This window comes from Allosphingosinicella sp., assembly GCF_036402135.1.
Taxonomy (GTDB): Bacteria; Pseudomonadota; Alphaproteobacteria; order Sphingomonadales; family Sphingomonadaceae; genus Allosphingosinicella.
The window spans coordinates 57,245-79,076 of sequence record NZ_DASWTN010000001.1; the positions used below are offsets into that span (position 1 = coordinate 57,245).

Consider the following 21,832-nt stretch of genomic DNA (forward strand, 5'->3'; position numbering starts at 1 on the left):
GCGATAACTCCCGAGCGGCGGAAGGGTGCCGCGTGGCGGTTGATTTTTCTGTCGGGAGGATGAACGAGGGCGGTGAACCGCAGGAGGCGTGAGGGTGGGGGACAGTATCATGCTTCATCCAAGCTGGCTCGAGCCGCTGAAGGCTGAGTTCGACAGCCCTTACATGGCGGCGCTAAGATCCTTCCTTGTTGCGGAGAAAGCGGCGGGGAAGCGCGTCTTCCCGGCCGGATGCGACTGGTTTCGTGCGCTTGACCTGACGCCGCTCGAGGAGGTGCGGGTCGTGATCCTGGGGCAGGATCCCTATCACGGCGCCGGGCAGGCGCACGGCCTCTGTTTCTCCGTCAAACGGGGCGTTCGTGTGCCGCCGAGCCTCGTCAACATCTACAAGGAATTGGAAAGCGACCTCGGCCATCCGCCGCCGCCCCACGGCTTCCTCGAGCACTGGGCGCGGCAGGGGGTGCTGCTGCTGAATGCGGTGCTGACGGTGGAGATGGGGATGGCGGCGTCGCACCAAGGGCGGGGGTGGGAGCGGTTCACCGACGCCGCCATCCGCCTCGTAAACGCCAAGCCGCAGCCGGTAGTCTTCATGCTCTGGGGGAGCCATGCGCAGAAGAAAGCGGCGTTCGTCGATAGCATCGAACGGGGCGGGAGGCACCTTGTCCTGAAGGCACCGCATCCCTCGCCGCTTTCCGCCCATACCGGCTTCTTCGGCTGCCGGCACTTCTCCAAGGCGAATGCCTTTCTGAAGGAGCAGGGGCTGGAGCCGATCGACTGGCGCCTGCCGGAAGCGTCGCATCTGCCGCGTGACAGTGAAACCGGCGCGGCGTAATTTGTGAGACGGGCGGGCGTGCGCTCGGCCGTTTATCGGAGGGGGAGACACTCATGCGCATCGCAGGCGGAATCATTGCAGGCGTCGTGGCGGCGTTCCTGTGCATCATACTGGTGGAGCTTGCGGGACGCTCGATCTTCCCGCCACCGCCGGGCCTCGACCCAATGAATCCCGCCGATCAGCCGCAGATCATGGCGCAGCTTCCGGCGGCTGCCTTCGCCACGGTGGCGCTCGCCTGGGGGATCGGTGCCTTCGCTGGCGCTTGGATCGCTACCCGCATCGCCCGCCGCCTTGCAGCGGGATGGGTCGTGACCTTGCTTATCCTTGCGGCCTGCATCGCCAATCTTGTCATGATCCCGCACCCCACGTGGATGTGGGCGGCGGGTACGGTGCTTCCGCTCGTCGGCGGCTGGCTCGGCTCACGTTTCGGCATCAACGCCGAGGCATCTGCGGCTGCTGTGGATAATCGCGGATAATTTCGCCGCATCGCGCTTGCGCTGCCAGAATGCTGCGGATTCTCGCGCCTTCTTCGCTTTACGCTGTTGCACTCCGGAGACAGTGATGGCGCTGTTGAATCCTCGTGAATCAAATAGGTTGCGCGGCGCTGGCTTCTCTGATTCAAATATTAACGGGGAGCGAGCGCGTGGTTAAGCCTCCGGAAAACCTTTGGAGCGCATGATCTCGCCAGGGCAGAAGGAGCGGGGTTACGTGGGTACGCAAATCAAGCCGCCTGACGGCGCACTGACGATCATCGAAATGAAGGAATTTGCGAGCTTCTCGAAGAGCACGCAGCGCTACATCCGGCGCTCGCTCGACGTTGGGCTCGGCCGCCGCGACGCGATCAAGCGCTGGTCCCGCGACGCCGGCGAAGCCGCCAGCATTCGCGCGCAGGAGCGTGTGTATCGCAGGCTCGACCATATTCGCGATTACGTTCCCGACGACAGCGGGCTTGATGCGATGGAGCCGATGATGGGCCCGCTCATCACCGTCACCGCCTTCGACCTGGGCCAGGACCGGCTGCCGGACTTTGCCTCCTACCGCTTCCTCTATGAGCGGTTAGTCGGCGCGGCGGTTCGCCCGTGGCTCCCCGGCGCCTTCTGCGCGGCGGCGGCGCTTCCGCACCTTCATCCGGAGCGGCGGCGGACCCTGCTGCAGTCGATCAGCGAAGCGGCCGCAACCGCGCCCGGCTGGTCGAACCGCGAACCGGCTTTCTACCCGGAATGGGTGGAGAAGGTGGACCTCACCGTCGCCGGCTGAGCCGGATGCAGATTGCTCCTTTTGAAGAGGGCCGCCGGGCGACCGGCGGCCCTTTCCCGTTCAGCCGAAGCGAAAGGCGGAAACCGTCCAGCCGATCACATGGTCGCGGAAGATGTTGCGGCCGGGACCGTCCGCGCCGGCCCCCGCAACCACCATCAGCGGCAGGAGATGCTCCTCGCGCGGATGGGCGGTTCGGGCATGTGGCAGATCGTGCCAGCGAATGAGGCGAACTTCACGGGAGGCAGGGTCGGGATCCTCAACGGCAGCGGTGAGCGCGTTGTCGAACTCGTCGGCGATGCGCTGCACGCGGCCGTCGCGCGCCGCCATATTGTGGAAGCTCATGCCGGATCCGACGATCAGCACGCCTTCGTCGCGCAGCGGCGCCAGCGCCCGCCCAGCCGCGACATGGGCGGCGGGATCGAGATCCTGACGGAGCGAAAGCTGCACGACGGGAATGTCCGCCTCCGGTACGGCGACCTTGAGTGGGATGAACACGCCATGGTCCCAACCTCGCTTCGTCTCCTCGCCGGCGGGCAAGCCGGCCGCATCGAGCAAGGCCGCGGCGCGGTCGGCGAGCTCCGGCGCGCCTGGCGCGTTCCATTCGAGCTGGTAAGTGTGGGCCGGGAAGCCCGCATAGTCGAACAGCAGCGAAGGCCGCTCGCCGCGATGGACGGTGAAGCGCTTCTCCTCCCAATGACCGGAAATGACGAGCATGGCCTTTGGCCGCTCCGACAGATCGGCAATGACCCGCGCCAGGAACTCGCCCATATGCCGCCATTCATGCGGCATCGGCCCCTGCTCGTTCAGGAAAAAGCAGGGGCCGCCGCCATGCGGCAGGAAAAAAGCCGGCTGTTTCATGTTTCGGATGTGGGGAGCAGCCAGCGCTCCGGCTAGCGCTGCCCGCCCTCATCCTCGCTGCGGCTGCTGTCCATCGGGCTGACGCCGCCAGGCGGGCGGCCGTGCGTATTGAGGCCGGCGCGCGATCCGCCCATTCCTCCGGGATCGCCCGCGCTCGGGCTGCCGCGTCCGATCGCATCCGCGCCCTCGATCGTGTCGGTGCCACCTGCGGCTTCGCCTTCATCGTCGGCAAGGGGACCGCGGGCGACCTGCGGGTCGCTTTGCGGAATAGCGGTGCCGAGATTGCGGCTTTCTTCCCGGCCGGGCACCTCGCCCGCCTCATGCGCGCCGGCAAGGCCGCCCGTATCATCCTCGCCTCCGCGGCGGCCGATGAGGCTTTCGTCTGCAGGTCCCGCCGCACCGGCGCCCGCCCCGCTGCCGGTATTCTCGGTCGCGGCCGTTCCCGAAGTGCCGCCGGGGCTTCCGCTCACCAGCCCGTCTTTCTCCGTCGATCCATTCTGCTGATTGACCATGCCGGCATCCTTCCTTCCGTTACCGGAGCAAGAACGCGGCGCGGGCGGGACCGTTCAGCCCGCCTCGAAATTCAGGCCGGCTCGACTACAATCTCGCTGAGGAGAGAGTTGGCGATGAAGCATTTTTCATGCGCCTCATGATGGAGGCGCTGGAGCTCTGCAGCGTCGGGCTGGTGACCCTTGAAGGCAATCACTGGGCGAAGTGTGATGCGGGTGATGGCGATCCGGCTGCGCGCATCCTTGCCCATCACGCCGCTCGCTTCGTCACGATAGCTGGCGACGTCGAGCCCCGCCCGCTGCGCGAGCGAGAGGAACCAGAGCATGTGGCAAGAGGAGGCGGAGGCGATCAGCGCCTCTTCCGGATCGACCGCCGTGGCATCCGACATTGGCAGCGGCACGACCGACGGCGAGGAGGAGCCCCGCACCACCGCGCCGCCGTCGAACAGCCACTCATGCGCGCGGCTATATTTGCCGGACAGGAATTCGCCGTCGCTCGACCAGCTGACCGTCGCCATGTGCGTTCCCACCCTCTTCTCCTTCCGCAATGCGCCTGGGCCAGAAACAGTAATGGGGGCTGGTGTCGCCACCAACCCCCACTGTCTCAAGTTCCCTTCGCCTCGTCTGGGTAGGACAGGCTCCAGCTTGAGCGGGTCAGGTTCTTCCAAGGTCGCCCTCTTCCGATCCTGTTTGGCCTTCCGTCAGGGATCGCTCCCCGACTGAAGAACCGGCTTTCCGGTATCCTGCCGAAGTCGCCTTCGACCGATCATCCGGCGGAGCTGAAACAAGGTCGCCCCTCTTTCAGTCCCGTTTGGCTCTTCTTCGAAGTCGCCTTCGAAAAAGGTCCTTCCCGATACCTTTCGAGGATTGCTCCCCGCCGGTTGCCAGCGGAACGAAGCCTGGTTGCCCCAGCCTCATCCCGTTCGGGCCTTTCTGCGAAGTCGCCTTCACTCAAGTGCCCTGTTTCCGGTCCCCTGCAAAGTTGCCTCTGCCGGGCTGCCGCGGATCGTCGCCAGATTGCTCTTGCGCCGTCCCGTCCGGATCTCTGCCGAAGTTGCCTCCGGTGAGTGTCCGTCTCCTCACCATCTTCAGGGTCGCCCCCGCCGATGGATCGGAACTGGTCCTGGTCGAAACCGAAGCCTCTCGCAGTCCCTGTTTGTGCAGGGCCCTTGCCCGAAGGCTCCGGCTCTGCCGGGCGATTTCCGGTTGCTCGCTCCGCTTCAGCTCAAGGCTTTCGCCCCTTGCCTCAGCCTCAGCGCGCCTCCTTCCGGCGCCCTGCCCGATGGTTTCTAAGCTCTTCGCCTTTCGGCTTTGAGCCCTTTCCCGCCGGGCGGTTTGGCTTTGGTGAAACTCCCTTCCGCTTCCGGAGGACCGTTTCGGCCATGAGGTGAAGCTGTCACGGAATCCTGAGTCGGAAAAGCGGAATCAGCCTGTGGATAACGAGGATAACGGGTATAACTTTTACGGCTGCGAAACGGCTGATCAGGCGTTCGAGCGCCGCTTCGGCTTCCTCTTTGCGGAAGTCTTGCCACGCTTCGTCGTGTTTCCGCGTCCTTCAGCCGCAGCAGCAGCAAAGCCCGCAGCAAGCTCGCCGAGCGCTACGCCAAGCGCAACGCCGAGGCGGTTCACCCCTTCACTCGCCTTCACGGCCGCTGCGCCCGCGCCGAGGCCTGCCGCCTTAGCCGCGGTCTTTTTGTTCTTCCGTTCGGCCAAGGCCGCCGCACCCGCTACCAAGGCGGCCGAAAGCGCCTGATTAACAACGGGATTTTCCGCCCAGCGAAGCCCGGACTTAGCCGCCTCCCTCAGCTTTTTCGGCACCTTTACGCCCGCCACTTCCTTCGGGATCTTCGACTTAGGGGTTTTCTTCTTCGCCACGGTTTGGAGCCTTTCCACCTGAACGAAACGCTTCGGATTCGTTGTTTAAGGTTAATGAAACCGCCGCAACAATGGCCGCGTTTTTAGGGAGCAACCAAGTAAAGGATTTTTTATGCGTAAGCTTACTCTTGCTTTTGCCGCCGCGACCATGACCGTTCCGGTTGCGATGCCGGCGCCGGTCCACGCGCAGGGCTATTATACTGGCAAGACCTGGCGGGGCGCTGACGGGCGTCTCTACTGCAAGCGTCGTAACGGCACCACCGGCCTGATCGTAGGCGGCGCTGCCGGCGCCTTGGTCGGCCGTGCGATCGACACGCGCGGTGAGCGCACCACGGGCACCATCCTCGGTGCGGCCGCTGGCGCCCTCCTCGGCCGTCATGTCGACCGCAACCGCAAGGGCGGCTACACCTGCCGCTAACCTAAAGCAGGTTAGCTAATTTCAAAGCGGGGCGCCTGAACAAGGCGTCCCGCTTTTCGTTTGCCTCCTCTCCAGCTGCCCGGGAGGCGACATGCGAATCCATCATCTCAACTGTGGGACTGATTGCCCCTTCGGCGGCGCAATCTTCGACGGGCGGAGCAAGGGTCTGACGGGACGGCTCGTCTGTCACTGCCTCCTGATCGAGACACCGGCGCACGGGCTGGTGCTGGTCGATACCGGCTATGGCCTGAAGGATGTCGATCATCCCCATCGGAAGCCTGACGAGCGGATCACCAAGACGATGCGGTCGATGCTCAACATCAAGCTGCGCGAGGAGGAGACGGCGATCCGGCAGATCGAGGCGCTCGGCCATTCGCCGGCCGACGTGCGGCATATCCTCCTTACCCACCTCGATTTCGACCATGCCGGCGGCCTTGAGGATTTCCCCAATGCCACCGTCCATCTGATGGATGCCGAGTATAGCGCGGCGACCGGCCCTCGCCGCGGCTTTGTGCCGCGCAACCGCTATCGGCCAAGCCAATTCAACGAAGTGAAGGAATGGCGGCGTTACACCGGTCAAGGCGAACCTTGGTTCGGCTTCGACAGCGTTCGGGATCTCGAAGGCCTGCCGCCGGAATTATTGTTGGTGCCGCTTCCGGGGCACACCTGGGGTCATGCGGGCGTCGCGATCCGCACCGGCGAAAGCTGGTTTCTCCACGCAGGCGATGCGTATTTCTATCGCGGCGAGATGCGAAGCCTGAAGCGGCGATGCACGCCCGGTCTCCGTTTCTACCAGACGATGATGGAGGTGGATCGCGACCGGCGATTGGCCAATCAGGACCGCCTGCGCGGCCTGTCGCTCGATGAAAAAGCGGCCGTGCGCATCATCTGTGCGCACGACCCTGTCGAATTCGAACGTTGCGCTGCGGGAAGGCCGCTTTAGCTGCCGCTGGAGCCGTTGCCGCCGCCGGTGGAGCCGGAGCTCTTCTTGGCGCCGCCGCTCTTCCGAGTCCCGCCGCCCTTCTTCGCAGCGGATTTAGTCTTGGCGCCGGTGGAAGCCGACGATTTAGCCGCACCGCCGGCCGCCCGCGACGCCTTCGTCGCACCTGAATTCGACCCGCCCGACTTGCTGCCGCTCGATTTCGACGTGCCGGTCGATGCGGCCTTCGCCTTCGCGCCCGACTTGGCGCCGCCGGCTTTGGCCGCAGCCTTCCTCGTGCCGCTGCCGCTCGCCTTTTTGGCGGTGGAGCTGCTGCTCTTCCGCGCTCCGTTCCCGGAGCTCGCCGAACGCGAGCTGCCCGAGCTGCCGCCCGATCCCCCTGAAGAAGAAGACCGGCCGCCGCCAAGCAGTCGGCGGACCGCGTCCGTCGCTGCGCTGATGATGGCGGCCCCAATTTTGCTCGCATTGTCGGCGGCCTGATCGGCCACCTCCTGCGCGTCCTTTGCCCCTTCCTTCACGCTCTCCCTCACTTTCTTGTTGGCCGTCAAAGCCGCGGCCGCGGTGACGAGACCAGCGGCAAGCATGCTGCGCGCAACGGGGTTCTGGGCGAGCTCTGCCGCCTTCTCGCCCGCGTCGCGAAGCGCTGCTGTCATTGGAGTTTCATTGGAGCTGGAGCCGCCGTTCTTCCCCTTGCGGCTGCCCTTGTTCCCACCAGACGACTTCGACTTTGCCATTTCAGTCTCCCGTCATTTCGTATCTCAGCCGTAACAGACGCGGAGAAGCGTGAACAGTTCCCTAATGTAAGGCAATGAAAAGAGAGGCCGCTCTCGCGAGCAGCCTCTCTTAAAGGTCAGAATAAGAAGCCAAACCTACTCCTGCTCGGCCTCGGCGACGCTCTGGCCGCGGTCCTGATGCTCGCGCTGGTCCTGCTGCATTTCGTCGGACGAGACGCTCTCCGCGCCCCTGCCGCCGCCCTGCTGCTCGTCGAAGCGTTCGCCGCGCGATTGTTCCTGCTCGCTGTTGGTACCGTAGGAAGCGAGGCCGTCCTGGCCCTGATGATTTTCCTGGTTCTGGGCGTTCCCGTAGCCGCCGGTCCCGCTGCTGCCTCCGGATTGCGAGAAGTCGCTCTGGTCGGCGCCGCCGCCCATCTGCTGACCGCCATGTCCGGCCTGGCCGCTCTGCTGCTGGTCGCGGTTACCGCCAAATTCGCCGCTGCCGCCGCCAGCCTGCGATTGCTGAAGCTCGGCGCCGCTGAGGCCCTCCGCCTGCACACCCTGGCCGCTATTCTGATCGTTCTGGTTTGGCATTATCCTTCTCCTTCGCTTGAGACTTGAACGAAGGCGCGGCAGGCGGCGTTCCGGTCAGTCTTCCTTGCTGCCGGGTCCGCGCCCCAGATCATCGTAACGGTAGGGCTCGCCGTCTGGGTTGCTTGCAGGCTGAAGCGGCTGCACGACCGCCTTTCCTTCCGCGCCGCGGCCTTTCTCCTCCTCGATCTGCTCGGGGATCTCGTTGTGGCGGGCTTCGTCGCTTTCAGGGAGCGGGTGTCCCTTCTTATCGTCAACCACGGTCACACGCCCTCGTCCTTGTCGATCGGGCGGTCATCGGACTTATCGATCGGCTTCGGACCGCCCGGCAGGTCCTTGCCTGCGCCGGCCATAGGATCAGCGTCGTAGTCTTCGCCCTGGTTGCCGCCGCCGCCCGCGCCGGAGCCGCTGCCCTGCACTTCGCCGGTCTTCGGGTCGAAGGTCGCGGGCTTGCCGCGTTCGGTTTCTTCTGGTTGCACCATCTTCTCCTCTCACCTGCCAACGCGGAGGCTCGCGCAGCCGTTCCGGCCCCGCACCGGATCGGCGCGTCTCGGCAGCGGCCGGTCGCAGACTCGGCACCCTTCATCTGCTCTGCGCGTTGAAGCGCCGAGATCCAGAAGGAGAAGCCAATGTTCGACAAAAGCCACGACATCACCGTGCTGAACAGCCTGATCGAAATGACGCTGGACAGTGTCGACGGTTATCGCCGCTCGGCCGAAGAAGCGACGTCAAGCCGGTTCAGCTCAGAGTTCCTGAGCCGCGCCAACGAGCGTGAGCAGGTCGTCCGTCAGCTTCAGGGCGAAGTGCGGCGCCTGGGCGGCAATCCTGAAGATGACGGCAGCGTGCTCGCCGCCGCGCATCGCGCCTTCCTCACCCTCCGCGACCGCGCCACCGGCAGCGACGATGAAGCGGTGATCGCCGAAGTGGATCATGGCGAAAGTTACCTCCGCGGAAAGTGGGAAACGGCGCTGAAGGATGACCAGTTGTCTCCGGAAACCCGCAGCGCCATCACGTCGGCGTGGGAGTCGGTGCGCGCGGGTCAGGAGAAGTGGCGCGCCGTGCACGAGAATATGTCCAACAGCTGAGGCCCCGGCCTCACTCGCAGGAGGGGCGCGGTTCTGCCGCGCCCCTTTACTTGCAGTTCGCAGCTAGAGCCGCCGCGGCCTGCGTGGAGGGTGCCGGGTGCGGCCCCACCTGCTGGGTGCCGTAGACAGCGCTTAGTGCTCTAGCGCTTCCAAGCAACGTCGATAAATTATCCGGAGCAGGCCCTTCCGCTGTGACGCCCGGGCCGGACTGGCGCGTCGGGTCGGCCACTAAGGTGATCGGCTCATCGTCAAGGCCGAGGCTGAACCGGTCTTCGCTGCCGATCGGCTTAAAGGTCTCGGCGCGCGCGGCGAGGTTGCCGCCGTTGCAGCGGAGCGTGAGGAGGACCTTGTCACCGGACATTAAGCGCAGTGCGCCGCCCTCGGCCGACCAAGCCGTTTCCTCCGCCTCGCTTGGCTTCTCGCGATGCGGCTCGGCCTGTTGGACAACGGGAGGTCCCGACGGCTCCGGCAACTCGACGCCGCCTGCCTGATCGGCAGGCGCACGATGTTCTTCGGCACAGGCGGCGATGAGGCCGACACAAAGGGTTGCAAGTGCGGTCCTGATCATGTTCGTTCAACAGGCGGGCCGACTTTCCCGTTCCAGCGGTTGACGCGAGCGCCGCCTTGCCTCCTAGAAAAGGAATGATCAGCCACACTAGCATCAGCACGGTCGCGAGCATCATCCAATTATCGGTTGCGCCCGTATTCCTCCTCGCAGGCATTGCCGGCATCCTGAACGTGCTGGCGGCGAGGCTTGCCCGGATCGTCGACCGGGCCAGGAGCCTCGAAATGGACGTGCCGACCGCCGATGCCGAAGTGCAGCGCGCGGAGATAAGAGAACTCGCAATCCTCGATCGGCGCATGACTATGTGCCACTGGGCGATCGGGCTTTGCACCTTCGCCGCCCTGCTGGTCTGCGTGGTGGTGATGGTGCTGTTCGTCGCGGTGCTGAGCGCGCTCAATTTCGCCGTGCCGGTTTCGCTTCTCTTCATCGGCGCGATGGTGAGCGTAACGCTCGGCCTGTTGCTCTTCCTCGGCGAGGTGACGATCGCCACGCGCTGGGTGCGGGTGAGCGAGCAGTTCGTGCTGAAAGGAAAGCCGCTTTATGACCGCTAGTACCGAACGGCGGCTGCTCCAGATATTCGTGGCGCTGGCCTGCCTCGTCCCGCTATTTGCCGGCGGCGAGGGCGTTCTCACCGGTCCATCGATGGTGAAGGGTGTCGATGCGGCACCCGCCGATCTCGACAGCCACTTCCGCTACCTCTCCGGCCTGCTGCTCGGCATAGGCATTGCCTTTGCGTTATCAATCCCACGTATCGAGAAGAGCAGCACGCTTTTTCGGGTGCTCGGTTTTCTGGTGGTTGTAGGCGGCATCGGCCGCCTGCTCTCGCTGATCGAGCAGGGCACCCCGGGAGCCGGGCACGTGTTCGGGCTTGCGATGGAGCTGCTGGTGACGCCGGCGTTAGTGCTCTGGCAGGGGCGGGTGGCGCGCCGATGCCAAGCGGTCGCCGCATAAGCAGAAGGGCCGCCGAACCTCGGTTCGACGACCCTCCTTACATGGTCAGCGGCCGGATGCTTCCAGCCCGGGAGACCTTGGAAAGCCTTAGGCTTTCATCTCCCGAACGAGCAGAACCGACCTCTGTGCTGAACCATGAGACATCGGATCACCTCCTTTCGCTTGTTGAAGACAGGACGACTATGATTCGCCGTGAATCCCCGATCAAGTCTTGATCTCATTTATTTTGACGCTAGGATTCCATGCTTCGCGCCGCCCTGCTTCGGGCGGCTTTTTCTTTATCCGCGGCAGTCCTCGACGACCCGCGCCGGCTCCGGCCAGGCGGGCAGCACCATCATCGGCAATCCCGGGACCTCCACCGTGAAGCGGCCCCGGCTGAAGGCGATGGCGTCGAGCAGACGATCGTTCGCCGCCAAGCGCGCGTTTAGATAAGGGAGTGGATCGGTTTCCGCCGTCACACCCACATTGCGCGCGCTTTCGGAGGTGCGGATCGTCATCACGTTGGTGGCGGCGTTGCCGGCGCGCGATAACGTCACCCGGCGCGCCGCACGCTCACAGCGGATGACGAAGGAAGCGCCGCTGTTCGCTGCCCCGAACAGCGCCTGGCTCGTCCCGCCCTGATTGCTGTAAACCCAGCTTCCCGGCGTCAGCGGCATGTCGCGCCAATCTAGCCGTGTTGGCGGAGGTGGCGGGAGCTGCGGTTGGACCGGCTGCCGCGGCTGCGGGGGCAGCGGTGGGGGCGCCTGCCGTTGCGGCACGCAGCCCGCAAGCAGGCCCAGACCGCAAATCATCGCCACGACACGCGCAGATTTCATCGCCTCACTCCGCCTTTGACCCTGTTCAACCGTGTCGGCCGCAATTCGATCCAAGGCCTCAGCGCCTTCCGCCGCGCGCTCGCCGTTCGGCGCGAACGGCCCTTTGCTTGCCGAAGCGGGTCGCGCGCGTGCCCGGCTTGCCGCTGACGGAGTGGCCGAGCACCGACGCCTTCTTCTGATGATCGGGCAGCCCAAGCTCGTCCGCCTCGAGGCGGCGGATTTCGTCGCGGAGGCGGCCGGCCTCCTCGAATTCGAGATCGGCCGCGGCCTTGCGCATCCGCTGCTCGAGGTATTCGATATAGGCGCGGAGATTGTGGCCGACGAGGTGCGGTGCATCTTCGTCGCCAGTGTCGACCATAACGCTGTCGCGGTTCGAGACATCGGCAAGGATGTCGCTGATGTTGCGCTTGATCGTGGTCGGCGTGATGCCGTGCTCCGCGTTATATTCTTCCTGCTTCTGGCGGCGGCGGTCGGTTTCGTTGAGCGCGCGCTCCATCGATCCGGTGATGCGGTCGGCATAGAGAATGACGCGGCCTTCGACATTCCGCGCCGCGCGGCCGATCGTCTGGATCAGCGACGTCTCTGAGCGGAGGAAACCCTCCTTGTCGGCGTCGAGGATCGCGACCAGCCCGCATTCCGGGATATCGAGCCCCTCGCGCAGCAGGTTGATGCCCACCAGCACGTCGTAGACGCCGACACGGAGGTCGCGGATCAGCTCGATACGCTCCAGCGTCTCGACGTCGCTGTGCATGTAGCGGACGCGCAGCCCCGCCTCGTGGAGGAACTCCGTTAGGTCCTCCGCCATGCGCTTCGTCAGCGTCGTAACCAGCGTGCGATAACCCTTCTGCGCGGTGAGCTTTGCCTCGTGGATAAGGTCGTCGACCTGGTCCTCGACCGGCTTGATTTCGACCGGCGGGTCGATGAGGCCGGTGGGGCGAATGACCTGTTCGGAGAAGACGCCGCCGGTCTGTTCCATCTCCCAGCCGCCGGGCGTCGCGGAGACCGCGACGGTCTGCGGGCGCATCGCATCCCATTCGTTGAAGCGGAGCGGCCGGTTGTCGATGCAGCTTGGCAGACGGAAGCCATATTCGGCAAGCGTCAGCTTCCGCCGGTGGTCGCCGCGCGCCATGGCGCCGATCTGCGGCACGGTCTGGTGGCTCTCGTCGACGAAGAGCAGAGCGTTTTCGGGAAGATATTCGAAGAGGGTCGGCGGCGGCTCTCCGGGGAGGCGGCCGGTGAGGAAGCGGCTGTAATTTTCGATACCCGCGCATGAGCCGGTCGCGGCGATCATCTCGAGGTCGAAGTTGGTGCGCTGCTCGAGCCGCTGCGCCTCCAGCAGCTTGCCTTCCGCGACCAGCTCCTTCAGTCGCTCGGAAAGCTCGTGCCGGATCGCTTCCATCGCCTGCTTCAGCGTTGGGCCGGGCGTCACATAGTGGGAGTTCGCATAGACCTTCACATAATCAAGGCTGGCGATCTTCTTACCGGTCAGGGGATCGAATTCGACGATCTCCTCGATCTCGTCGCCGAAGAAAGCGATGCGCCAGGCGGTGTCTTCATAGTGGGACGGAAAGAGCTCGAGATTATCGCCGCGGACGCGGAAATTGCCGCGCGCGAAGGCCTGGTCGTTGCGCTTGTACTGAAGCGCGACGAGCTTCCGAACGATCTCGCGCTGGTCGACCGTTTCGCCTTTCTTCAGGCTGAAGGTCATGGCTGAATAGGTTTCTACCGAGCCGATGCCATAGAGGCAGGAGACGGAGGCGACGATGATCACGTCGTCCCGCTCCAGAAGCGCCCGCGTCGCCGAGTGGCGCATGCGGTCGATCGCTTCGTTGATCGAGCTTTCCTTCTCTATGTAGAGGTCGGTGCGCGGCACATAGGCTTCGGGCTGGTAATAGTCGTAATAGCTGACGAAATATTCGACCGAATTTTCCGGGAAGTAACTCTTGAACTCGCCGTAGAGCTGCGCCGCCAGGATCTTGTTCGGCGCGAGGATTAGGGCCGGGCGTTGCAGCTCCTCGATCACCTTTGCCATCGTGAAGGTCTTGCCCGACCCGGTGACGCCGAGCAGCACCTGCGTCTGCTCGCCGGAACGGGCCTGCTCGACCAGCTCGGCAATAGCGGTCGGCTGATCGCCGGCCGGCTCGTAATCCGACACGATCCTGAAGCGCTTGCTGCCTTCATCCTTCTCCGGCCGCTGCGGCCGATGCGGAACAAACGTCTGTCCGGTGTCCGGTTCTTCGAGGCCGGTTCTGATCATGATCGCCATAGACTTTCATATGGTCTTTCCCCATCGCCTGCGCTAGCTTCCCGAGCAGAAGGACGAAGATCCTGAAACGGGAGGGGAAAATATGATGCGAATGATAGCTATCGCGTCCCTGCTGGCGCTTGCGGCCTGTTCGGAAGATGCCGGTGCCGACCACAAGGCGAAGGCTGCGGCCGATGCCGCGAACCTGAAGCTTGCGGCCGGGCAGTGGGAAACCGTCGTGGAGATCACCCAGGTGGATTCACAGGATAACGGCACCCCGGTTCTGAAGACCGGCAAGACAACCTACAGCGGCTGCGTCGCCGAGGCGGACGGGAAGAAACCCCCTGCAGCGGTGCTCGCCGGCATGGACGATTGCAGCTACAACACTGTTTACATGTCGCGGGGGCGGGTGAACGCCAGCATCTCGTGCACCCGCCCCGGCCTCGCCGGTAAGATTTCGATGAGCAACGAGGGCAGCTACACGGCGGATAGCTTCGAGCTGAACTCGTCCATCCAGACCTACCTGACCAGCGACGGTGACGTGAAGGCCGCCGCGAAGGTGACCGGCCGCCGCACCGGCGACTGCACGGCTGCCGCGCCCAAAGCCGCCTGAGGAGAGAACAAGATGCGTTTGAAAGTCCTGATCCTTGCCGCCGCGTCGGCCGTTGCGGCCCCGGCCGTAGCAGCGCCCGATTTCGCGCCCGCCGTAAAGGCCGATTACGACAATCGCCTGGCTGCCTTGTTCCTCGACTTCCACAAGAACCCGGAGCTGAGCTTCAAGGAGATGCGAACCGCCGGGATTATCGCTAAGGAGCTTCGCGCCGTCGGCGGCATCGACGTGACGGAGCGGGTTGGCGGCACCGGCGTCGTAGGTGTCATGCGCAATGGCGAGGGATCCACCGTGCTGGTGCGGGCCGACATGGACGGTCTTCCGGTGGAGGAGAAGAACGGCCTTCCCTATGCATCGAAGGCGCGGCAAACCGGCATCGATGGCGTCGAAAGTCCGGTTATGCACGCCTGCGGCCATGACGTGCATATCACGTCGCTGATCGGCACCGCGCGCCGCCTCGCGGCGATGAAGGACCGGTGGAAGGGCACGGTGTTGTTCATCGCGCAGCCGGCGGAAGAGCGTGTCGGCGGCGCTAAGGCGATGATCGCCGACGGCCTCTACAGCCGTTTTCCGAAGCCCGACTACGCGCTCGCCTTCCACGTCAGCTCGGCCCTTCAGACGGGGAAGGTGAGTGCGTCGGAAGGCATTCAGTACAGCTCTGCGGACAGCGTCGACATCACGGTCCACGGCGTCGGCGCGCATGGCGCCGCGCCGCATACAGGCAAGGACCCGGTCTATATCGGTTCGCAAATCGTAGTTGCGCTGCAATCGATCATTAGCCGCGAGCTGATGCCGCTGTCGCCCGGCGTGATCACGGTCGGCGCCTTTCACGCCGGCTCCAAGCACAACATCATTTCCGATCGTGCTAACCTGCAGCTGACCGTCCGCGCAAATGACGAGAAGACGCGGGCGCAGCTTCTCGCGGCGATTGAGCGGATCGCGAAGGGCGTCGCGCGGACGCATGGCGTGCCTGAGGACAAGCTGCCCGAGGTGAATGTTTCGGAAGGCACCCCGACGACCATCAACGATGCTGCGCTCGCCCGTCGCCTCAACGGCACGCTCGCGGCCGGTCTCGGCAAGGAAGCCGTTGCGCCGTTCGAGCAGGTCAGCATGGGCGCCGAAGATTTCGCCTTCTTCGTGGAGGAGAAGCACCGCGTCCCGGGCTATTACTTCCTGGTGGGCGGAACGCCGCAGGCTGCGTTCGACGCAGCGAAGGCGGGTGGTCCGCCGATCCCGTCGCATCATTCGCCCCTCTTCAAGATCGATCCGGAACCTTCGGTTCGGCTCGGCACTGAAGCCATGACCGTGGCGGTTCTGGACCTTCTGAAGCCGGGAGGCTCCGCCGCCAGCAAATAGCTGGAGAGCCAACAGGTGTTTCGCGTCCTGCCGATTGCCGCACTCGTCCTTCTTTCCGCCTGCAACAAGCAGGCGGCGGAGGAGGCGAACGAAATGAGCGCCAACGAAGTCGCCGCGCAGCTTGCGTCGGTGAAGATCGATCCGGGGCAGTGGGAGTCGGTGACGCAGATCGTATCCGTCACCGGTCCTTTGCCAAAGGAAGCGATGCAGCGGATGGTCGGGCAGCGGAATACGGTCAGCAACTGCATCACGCCCGAGCAGGCGGCGCGGCCGAGCGCCAACTTTCTCGCCGCGCAGCAGAATAGCGACTGCACCTACCAGGATTTCCGGATGCAGGGCGGGCGGCTCAGCGGCCGGATGACCTGCAGCGGCGGCAACCTTCCGGGCGAGATGGTGACCGCAATGAACGGCGCCTACGGCCCGAAAAGCTACGACATGACGATGGACATGGAGACGGCGGACCTGCCCGGCGGCGTCAGCATGAAGATCAAGGCGCGGACGCAGGGGCGGCGCGTCGGCGAATGTTCTTGACGATGCTCAGCGTGCGGGGACGCTGAAGGTTCTTCCTACCTCGGTGGCGAGGAAGCCGTTCGCCGGAATGCCGCGCGCCCGCCTCAGGTTGGCCAGCCGCGACGGCGGATCGTTGATGGCTTCGAAGGTGAGCTGAAACGTGCCCCAATGGATGCCGAGTGCTGCGGTGGGCCGCAGCATTTCGAACATGTGCACCGCTTCTTCCGGATTAACGTGGTTGGTCTTCATGAAGTCGCGCGGTTCGTAGGCGCCGATCGGGATAATGGCGAGGCGGTAGGGACCCTGCGCCGCCGCCTCTTTGACCCAGCTGCCATCGCCCCAGCCGGTGTCGCCGGCAAAGAAGATATCGCCGCCGGGCAGCTTGATCAGAAAAGCAGACCAGAGCGCCCGGTTTCGATCGGTGCCCCAGCGCGAGCCCCAATGATGATTGCGAAGGGGCACGACGTAGGCAGGCCCGCCGCCGGTCCGATCCTCATGACGGCTGATAAGCGTTGGCTGGCCCCAATCCAGCGCCTCCACTCCCGGCCCATATTCCGTGGCGCGCGGCGGCATTCCGGCATTTCGAAGGATCGTGTCGTTGCCGAGGCTGGTAACAATCAGCGGCCGATCCCGCGCCCACAGCCGCTTCAGCGTCGGCAGGTCCATATGGTCGTAATGATTGTGGCTGATGACCACGAGATCGATCTTCGGCAGGTCCTCGAACTTTACGCCCGGCGCCCGCACTCGCTTCGGTCCGGCGAAGGAAAAGGGGGAGGCGCGCTCCGACCAGATCGGATCGGTGAGGATGTTGAGCCCCCCGGTTTGGACAAGCACCGTGGCATGCCCAATCCAGGTTACGCGCATTTCGCTCCCGTTCACGCGGCGCGGCGGCACGGTTTGGCGGACCGGCACCTCGCTCGGCCATTCGGCGCGGCCGTCCGCTGTCAGCACGCGGTTGACGAAGGAGCGCGGATTGCCGCCCCCATAATGGCCGAAGCCGGGATTGAAGAAGCGCTCGCCGTCGAAGTGATCGCTCGGCGGGCCGCGATAATAGATGCGGTCGAGGAAGGGCGGGATCAGGCTCGGCGCGAAACAGAGGGCGACGGCGAGGAAGAGGAGGGCCGTGCCGAGGCCTTTCAGAAGCCTTCGCATTGGCCCTTAGCGCGCCGCCATGGTGAAGCCGGCGGGCGCGCGGTCCTCCCGATGCTCGGCATGATACATGTCGAGGACGAGGCTCAGCTTGCCGGGCGCGGCGGCGCCGCAGTCTAGCGGATAGGCGTTCACCACCGATCCGAATGCACCGACGCCTGCGGGTGCAGCTGCGCCGATCCTGGGCGGCGAGCCGTCGGCGCAGCGGAGGCGGGTCATATAGGCGCGTTCACCCTCCGGCCCGCCGACCCGCACCGGATTTGCCGCCGTGCCGAGCGGATGGGCCGAGGCGGCGGTGATGGCGCGGGCGATCTCCTCGTCCGAATTGCCGGAGCCCATCTGCGCCAGCACTTCCTGCGGCGAAGCGGTTCGCTCGCCCAGCTTCTGGGCGGCGGCGGGCGCTGAGAGAGCGGCGGCAAGGGCAATGAAAAACATTGGACGCATGGAACACCTCGTTCGAATCCGCCCATGATAGCCGCTTCTAATGAAAGTCGCGCGTTTTCTGGCGGAGCGTGTTTTCCACATCCGGCGGCAGGGGCGGAGCGCGGCGGACGAGCGCCTTCGGCTTCCAGCCGCGCTCGCCCCGGTCGGGGGAGCCCGGGTGATTGACGGCATCGCCCGGGCCGGCGCGGTGGGTGAAGGGCATATCGGCGACCGAACGGAGGAGGGGCGTGTAATCTTCAAGCCTGCCGGTGACGATGTGGATCACCTCTCCTTCGCGCTGCACCACGCCTTTGACGCCGATCATCGCGGCGGTCATCACCGTCCGGCGCTGCGCCTCAAACCGGCTCTGCCAGAGGATCGCATTGGCGATGCCGCTTTCATCCTCGACCGTGATGAAGGTGACGTTGGCCGTGCCGGGCCGCTGGCGGATGAGGACGATGCCGGCGACCTCCACCTTGCTGCCGTCCTTTACCTTCGTGAGATCGCCGCAGCGGGTGATCCCCCTCCGGTCGAGCTCGGGCCGGAGGAAGCTTAGAGGGTGGGCGCGGAGCGAAAGCTGGACGGTGCGATAATCCTCGAAGACTTCGCGGCCTTCCCCCAGCGGCGCCAGCGCCACTTGGGGCTCGCGGCCTTCCTCCCGCGCATCGGCGGCGGCGAAGAGCGGCAGCGGCGCGGCGCCGAGCCCCCGCACCTGCCAGAGCGCCTGCCGCCGATCGAGGCCGAAGCAGGCGAAGGCGTCGGCATCGGCAATTTTCTCCAGCGCCGCCAGCGGAACGCCGGAGCGGAGCCAGACATCCTCGATGCCGGTGAAGGGCGCCCGGCCCCGAACGGCGATGATCCTGCCGGCATGGTCGTTGGACAGGCCGCGGACCATGCGGAGGCCGAGGCGGAGCGGGAGGAGCCCCTCGCCTTCCTCGAGCGTGCAGTCCCAGCGGCTGGCATTGATGCAGACCGGCCGCACCTCGACGCCATGATCCTGCGCATCGCGGACGAGCTGGGCGGGCTGGTAGAAACCCATCGGCTGCGCATTGAGCAAGGCGGCGCAGAAGATGTCCGGATGGTGGCATTTCATCCATGAGGAAGCGTAGGCGATCTTGGCGAAGCTCGCCGCATGGCTTTCGGGGAAGCCATAGCTTCCGAAGCCCTTGATCTGGCGGAACGTGCGCTCGGCGAAATCCTTACCATAGCCTTTCGCCATCATTCCTTTGACCATCCGCTCCTCAAAGTGCTCGACGCCGCCGGTGGTTTTGAACGTGGCCATGGCACGGCGAAGGGAGTCCGCCTCGGCGGGTGTGAACCCGGCACCGACGATCGCGACCTTCATCGCCTGCTCCTGGAAGAGCGGCACGCCTTTCGTCTTCTTGAGGACGGCTTTCAGTTCCTTGGAAGGATATTCCTCCGGCTCCTTTCCCTCCCGTCGGCGGAGATAGGGATGCACCATATTACCCTGGATCGGGCCTGGCCGGACAATCGCGACCTGGATGACGATGTCGTAGAATTCGCGTGGCCGAAGCCGGGGGAGCATCGACATCTGCGCGCGGCTTTCGATCTGGAAGACGCCGATCGTGTCGGCCGCGCAGATCATGTCGTAAACTTCTGGATCGTCCTCCTGCATCTCTTCGGACGCAAGAGTGAGGCGCTTGCCTTTATGTTCAGCCAGCAGATCGAAGGCGCGGCGCATGCAGCCCAGCATGCCGACGCCGAGCACGTCGACTTTCATCATGTGCAATTCTTCGAGGTCGTCCTTTTCCCATTCGACGACCCACCGATCCTCCATCGCCGCAGGTTCAATGGGGATGAGATCGTCCAACCGGTCGCGGGTAAGAACGAAGCCGCCTGGATGTTGGCTGAGATGTCGAGGGGTGCCAATCAGTTGGCCTGCAAGATCCAGCGTTAGAGCTAGCCGTGGATCCGACTTGTCGAGGTTGAGCTCGTCGATATGCCTCTCGGCTACGCCTTCCGCCGACCAGCCCCAGATCTGGCCCGAAATGGCGCCGGTCACATCCTCTGAAAGCCCAAGTGCTTTACCGACTTCCCGCACCGCGCCGCGCGTACGGTAGCGGCTGACCACGGCCGCGAGGGCGGCATGACGATGACCATAAGTTTCATAGATCCATTGGATCACCTCCTCGCGCCGTTCGTGCTCGAAATCGACGTCGATATCGGGAGGTTCGTCTCGGTCGTCCGACAGGAATCGCTCAAAAAGAAGGCTGTGCTTTATCGGGTCTATGGAAGTGACGCCGAGCACATAGCAGATCATGGAATTGGCCGCCGAACCTCGCCCCTGGCAGAGAATTTCCTGACTGCGGGCGAACTCGACGATGGAATTCACGGTAAGGAAGTAAGGAGCATAGCGCCAGCGGGCGACCATCTTGAGTTCATAGGTAAGAAGCTTCCTGTATCTTTTCGGCGGCCGGTTCTGGAAAAGCTGGTTGAGCGCTATCCAGGACAGCCTCTCGAGCGCCTTCTGCGGCGAGCGGCGCGTCATCACGATCTCGTCAGGATATTGATAGCTGAGTTCGCGGAGGTCGAAGGTGCAGCGGTCGGCTATGTCGCGGGTGGCACGGATGGCGTCGGGGAAGCGGCGGAAGCGGCGTTCCATTTCCGCCGGGGATTTGAGGTAACGGTCGGCGAAGCGCTCGCGGCGGAAGCCAAGGTCGTCGATCGTGCATTTTTCGCGGATGGCGGTGACCACGTCCTGCAGCATGCGCTTGTCGGGACCGTCGTAGAGGACGTCGCCGGTCGCAAGGCTGCGGATGCCGAAGCGGGCGGCGAGGCTGTCCAGCGCATGGAGGCGCTGAACTTCGCCCGGCCGGCGGCGGTGAGTGAGCGCGAGATGGGCGCGCCGGCCGAATATGTCCGCCATCTGGGCAAGCGCCGTCTCCGTCACCCGGTCGGCTTCATCGGGCACGAGCGCGGCGACCAGCCCCTCGCTCCACGCATCGACATCCTCCCAATGGAGGAAGCATTGGCCCTTCTCGCCCTTCCTGCGGTCGGCACGGTCCTTGCCGATGGTGAGGAGGCGGGTGAGGCGCGACCAAGCGGCGCGGTTCTCCGGCCAGACCAGCAGCGAATTGCCGTCGACGAGGTCCAGCCGGCAGCCGGCGACGAGGCGGACGCCGGTTTCCTTGGCGCCGCGGAGCGCCCGAACAAGACCGCCCACCGTGTTGCGGTCGGTGACGGCGAGCGCATCGTAGCCGAGCGCAGCGGCGGCGGAGAACAGCTCCTCAGGCGAGGATGCGCCACGGAGGAAGCTGTAATGGCTCGTGACCTGGAGCTCGACGTAGGTCATCCGAACAGGCCGTGCATGTGCCAGCTCATGTCGCCGGTGCCGGGCATCGCCGGATCGCCCTTGCGGAAGATCCAGAAGCGGCCGCCCTCCAGATCCTCAACCTGGAAATAGTCGCGGACCGCTTCGGCTTCGTTCTTGCGTCTCCACCATTCGCCGTAGAGCCGCTCGGGTCCATCGGACCTCGCGACGCGATAGGCCCTGCCGCGCCAAGTAAAGCGCTTGGGTCCTCCATCTGGGTGAAGGGCCACGACATGGTCGACAGGCTCTGGCGGGGAGAGGAGCCGCACGGGCCGGGGCCATCGCTCCCAATCCACAGCTTCGGCGAGTGGACCGATGCGGCGGAGGCTGCGCTCGGGAATGTCGCTTTCGACTGCGCTCATCCGGAAGATGCGGTGAGAACCCAAGCGGGTCGCAAGGCGGTCGATGAGGGTGGAAAGGCTGGTTGCCTCTTCCTCCCCCCAGAGTGCGCTTTCGATGGGCTGCGGCGCCAATGGTTCGACGCGGTTTGCCACTAAGCGAATGGTTTCGATGCCGAAGCCGGGATCAATCTTCTCGATCTTTGCGCAGAGGAGGCGCGCGAGATGGGGCGCGGTGCGGGTGGGACGGACGGTCCCTATTCCTATCCGCTCCACCTGGCCATCGACCCGGTCGCAGAGGAGGTCTAGGCGGCGGACGCCGACCCCCGCCTGTTCGAGCAAGGGGACGAGGCGGCCTATGGCTTCGGCGGTCGCTTCGGCAATGGCTTCGGGCGTAGCGATGGGCTCGAGGAAGCCGAGGCGGATATTGGGCGCCTCTTCAGGAACGATAGGCTCGAACGGTT

The 21,832-nt window shown here is 64.8% G+C and carries 26 protein-coding genes; 11 read left to right on the forward strand and 15 right to left on the reverse strand.

Annotated elements, in window-relative coordinates:
* The first annotated feature begins 94 nt into the window (after positions 1–94).
* From ung to VGD10_RS00340, 3 genes are all read left to right on the forward strand, one after another.
* Positions 95–829, forward strand: coding sequence for a uracil-DNA glycosylase (gene ung, locus VGD10_RS00330; RefSeq protein WP_331038793.1), 735 nt, complete (start codon positions 95–97; stop codon positions 827–829).
* Between the two features lie 53 nt (positions 830–882).
* Entirely contained in the window at positions 883–1,305 is a 423-nt protein-coding gene (locus VGD10_RS00335) for a hypothetical protein (protein ID WP_331038794.1), read from the forward strand.
* A 232-nt stretch (positions 1,306–1,537) separates the two neighbouring features.
* The gene (locus VGD10_RS00340; RefSeq protein WP_331038795.1) at positions 1,538–2,086 is read left to right on the forward strand and encodes a hypothetical protein; all 549 of its coding nucleotides are present in this window, start codon (positions 1,538–1,540) and stop codon (positions 2,084–2,086) included.
* A gap of 60 nt (positions 2,087–2,146) precedes the next feature.
* Here the strand turns inward: VGD10_RS00340 and VGD10_RS00345 are convergent, their stop codons facing one another.
* The 4 genes from VGD10_RS00345 to VGD10_RS00360 form a co-directional block, all read right to left on the reverse strand.
* Complete coding sequence (locus VGD10_RS00345; protein ID WP_331038796.1) at positions 2,147–2,944, reverse strand: class III extradiol ring-cleavage dioxygenase; 798 nt, start codon at positions 2,942–2,944, stop codon at positions 2,147–2,149.
* A gap of 32 nt (positions 2,945–2,976) precedes the next feature.
* Positions 2,977–3,456 carry a hypothetical protein gene (locus VGD10_RS00350; RefSeq protein WP_331038797.1) on the reverse strand — a complete coding sequence of 160 codons (480 nt, stop codon included), beginning with the start codon at positions 3,454–3,456 and terminating at the stop codon, positions 2,977–2,979.
* A 71-nt stretch (positions 3,457–3,527) separates the two neighbouring features.
* Positions 3,528–3,983 carry an OsmC family protein gene (locus VGD10_RS00355; protein ID WP_331038798.1) on the reverse strand — a complete coding sequence of 152 codons (456 nt, stop codon included), beginning with the start codon at positions 3,981–3,983 and terminating at the stop codon, positions 3,528–3,530.
* 952 nt (positions 3,984–4,935) lie between these two features.
* Positions 4,936–5,328, reverse strand: coding sequence for a hypothetical protein (locus VGD10_RS00360; protein ID WP_331038799.1), 393 nt, complete (start codon positions 5,326–5,328; stop codon positions 4,936–4,938).
* A gap of 112 nt (positions 5,329–5,440) precedes the next feature.
* On the opposite strand from VGD10_RS00360, the gene VGD10_RS00365 reads away from it, so the two are divergent.
* Positions 5,441–5,746 (forward strand): glycine zipper 2TM domain-containing protein, encoded by a 306-nt coding sequence (locus tag VGD10_RS00365; RefSeq protein WP_331038800.1) that lies wholly within the window; start codon positions 5,441–5,443, stop codon positions 5,744–5,746.
* A 91-nt stretch (positions 5,747–5,837) separates the two neighbouring features.
* Positions 5,838–6,689, forward strand: coding sequence for an MBL fold metallo-hydrolase (locus VGD10_RS00370; RefSeq protein ID WP_331038801.1), 852 nt, complete (start codon positions 5,838–5,840; stop codon positions 6,687–6,689).
* On the opposite strand, the gene VGD10_RS00375 is transcribed toward VGD10_RS00370, so the two are convergent.
* From VGD10_RS00375 to VGD10_RS00390, 4 genes are all read right to left on the reverse strand, one after another.
* The gene (locus VGD10_RS00375) at positions 6,686–7,420 is read right to left on the reverse strand and encodes a hypothetical protein (RefSeq protein WP_331038802.1); all 735 of its coding nucleotides are present in this window, start codon (positions 7,418–7,420) and stop codon (positions 6,686–6,688) included. The genes VGD10_RS00370 and VGD10_RS00375 overlap by 4 nt on opposite strands.
* A 135-nt stretch (positions 7,421–7,555) precedes the next feature.
* Positions 7,556–7,993 (reverse strand): hypothetical protein, encoded by a 438-nt coding sequence (locus tag VGD10_RS00380; RefSeq protein WP_331038803.1) that lies wholly within the window; start codon positions 7,991–7,993, stop codon positions 7,556–7,558.
* A gap of 54 nt (positions 7,994–8,047) precedes the next feature.
* A complete protein-coding gene (locus VGD10_RS00385) occupies positions 8,048–8,251 on the reverse strand; it encodes a hypothetical protein (RefSeq protein ID WP_331038804.1) in 204 nt (67 codons plus the stop codon).
* 2 nt (positions 8,252–8,253) lie between these two features.
* Positions 8,254–8,472 carry a hypothetical protein gene (locus VGD10_RS00390; RefSeq protein ID WP_331038805.1) on the reverse strand — a complete coding sequence of 73 codons (219 nt, stop codon included), beginning with the start codon at positions 8,470–8,472 and terminating at the stop codon, positions 8,254–8,256.
* Positions 8,473–8,619: 147 nt separating this feature from the next.
* Between VGD10_RS00390 and VGD10_RS00395 the strand changes: the two genes are divergently transcribed.
* Positions 8,620–9,075, forward strand: a complete 456-nt coding sequence (locus VGD10_RS00395) for a PA2169 family four-helix-bundle protein (protein WP_331038806.1) — start codon at positions 8,620–8,622, stop codon at positions 9,073–9,075.
* Positions 9,076–9,121: 46 nt separating this feature from the next.
* Here VGD10_RS00395 and VGD10_RS00400 read toward each other — a convergent pair whose 3' ends face one another.
* Positions 9,122–9,643: a hypothetical protein gene (locus VGD10_RS00400; protein WP_331038807.1), complete on the reverse strand. Its 522-nt coding sequence runs from the start codon at positions 9,641–9,643 to the stop codon at positions 9,122–9,124.
* Positions 9,644–9,717: 74 nt separating this feature from the next.
* Here VGD10_RS00400 and VGD10_RS00405 point away from each other — a divergent pair, with 74 nt between their 5' ends.
* Both VGD10_RS00405 and VGD10_RS00410 read left to right on the forward strand, forming a co-directional pair.
* Positions 9,718–10,191: a DUF2721 domain-containing protein gene (locus VGD10_RS00405; protein WP_331038808.1), complete on the forward strand. Its 474-nt coding sequence runs from the start codon at positions 9,718–9,720 to the stop codon at positions 10,189–10,191.
* Positions 10,181–10,591 (forward strand): DUF4345 domain-containing protein, encoded by a 411-nt coding sequence (locus tag VGD10_RS00410; protein ID WP_331038809.1) that lies wholly within the window; start codon positions 10,181–10,183, stop codon positions 10,589–10,591. Before VGD10_RS00405 ends, VGD10_RS00410 begins: the two co-directional genes overlap by 11 nt.
* A 278-nt stretch (positions 10,592–10,869) precedes the next feature.
* Here VGD10_RS00410 and VGD10_RS00415 read toward each other — a convergent pair whose 3' ends face one another.
* Both VGD10_RS00415 and uvrB read right to left on the reverse strand, forming a co-directional pair.
* Entirely contained in the window at positions 10,870–11,406 is a 537-nt protein-coding gene (locus VGD10_RS00415; protein ID WP_331038810.1) for a hypothetical protein, read from the reverse strand.
* 58 nt (positions 11,407–11,464) lie between these two features.
* Complete coding sequence (gene uvrB / locus VGD10_RS00420; RefSeq protein WP_331038811.1) at positions 11,465–13,672, reverse strand: excinuclease ABC subunit UvrB; 2,208 nt, start codon at positions 13,670–13,672, stop codon at positions 11,465–11,467.
* An 82-nt stretch (positions 13,673–13,754) separates the two neighbouring features.
* Here uvrB and VGD10_RS00425 point away from each other — a divergent pair, with 82 nt between their 5' ends.
* Genes VGD10_RS00425 through VGD10_RS00435 form a run of 3 tightly spaced genes read left to right on the forward strand, consistent with a single transcriptional unit; the run spans position 13,755 to position 16,148 of the window.
* Positions 13,755–14,264 (forward strand): DUF3617 domain-containing protein, encoded by a 510-nt coding sequence (locus VGD10_RS00425; protein WP_331038812.1) that lies wholly within the window; start codon positions 13,755–13,757, stop codon positions 14,262–14,264.
* A 12-nt stretch (positions 14,265–14,276) separates the two neighbouring features.
* Positions 14,277–15,617, forward strand: a complete 1,341-nt coding sequence (locus VGD10_RS00430; protein ID WP_331038813.1) for an amidohydrolase — start codon at positions 14,277–14,279, stop codon at positions 15,615–15,617.
* Positions 15,618–15,632: 15 nt separating this feature from the next.
* Positions 15,633–16,148, forward strand: a complete 516-nt coding sequence (locus VGD10_RS00435) for a DUF3617 domain-containing protein (protein ID WP_331038814.1) — start codon at positions 15,633–15,635, stop codon at positions 16,146–16,148.
* 6 nt (positions 16,149–16,154) lie between these two features.
* Here VGD10_RS00435 and VGD10_RS00440 read toward each other — a convergent pair whose 3' ends face one another.
* The 4 genes from VGD10_RS00440 to VGD10_RS00455 all read right to left on the reverse strand — a co-directional run.
* Positions 16,155–17,279: an MBL fold metallo-hydrolase gene (locus VGD10_RS00440; RefSeq protein WP_331038815.1), complete on the reverse strand. Its 1,125-nt coding sequence runs from the start codon at positions 17,277–17,279 to the stop codon at positions 16,155–16,157.
* A gap of 6 nt (positions 17,280–17,285) precedes the next feature.
* A complete protein-coding gene (locus VGD10_RS00445) occupies positions 17,286–17,720 on the reverse strand; it encodes a hypothetical protein (protein WP_331038816.1) in 435 nt (144 codons plus the stop codon).
* A gap of 37 nt (positions 17,721–17,757) precedes the next feature.
* Positions 17,758–21,012, reverse strand: coding sequence for an error-prone DNA polymerase (locus tag VGD10_RS00450; RefSeq protein WP_331038817.1), 3,255 nt, complete (start codon positions 21,010–21,012; stop codon positions 17,758–17,760).
* On the reverse strand, positions 21,009–21,832 hold an 824-nt coding region (locus VGD10_RS00455; RefSeq protein WP_331038818.1), incomplete at its 5' end, for a DUF6504 family protein. The genes VGD10_RS00450 and VGD10_RS00455, both read right to left, overlap by 4 nt.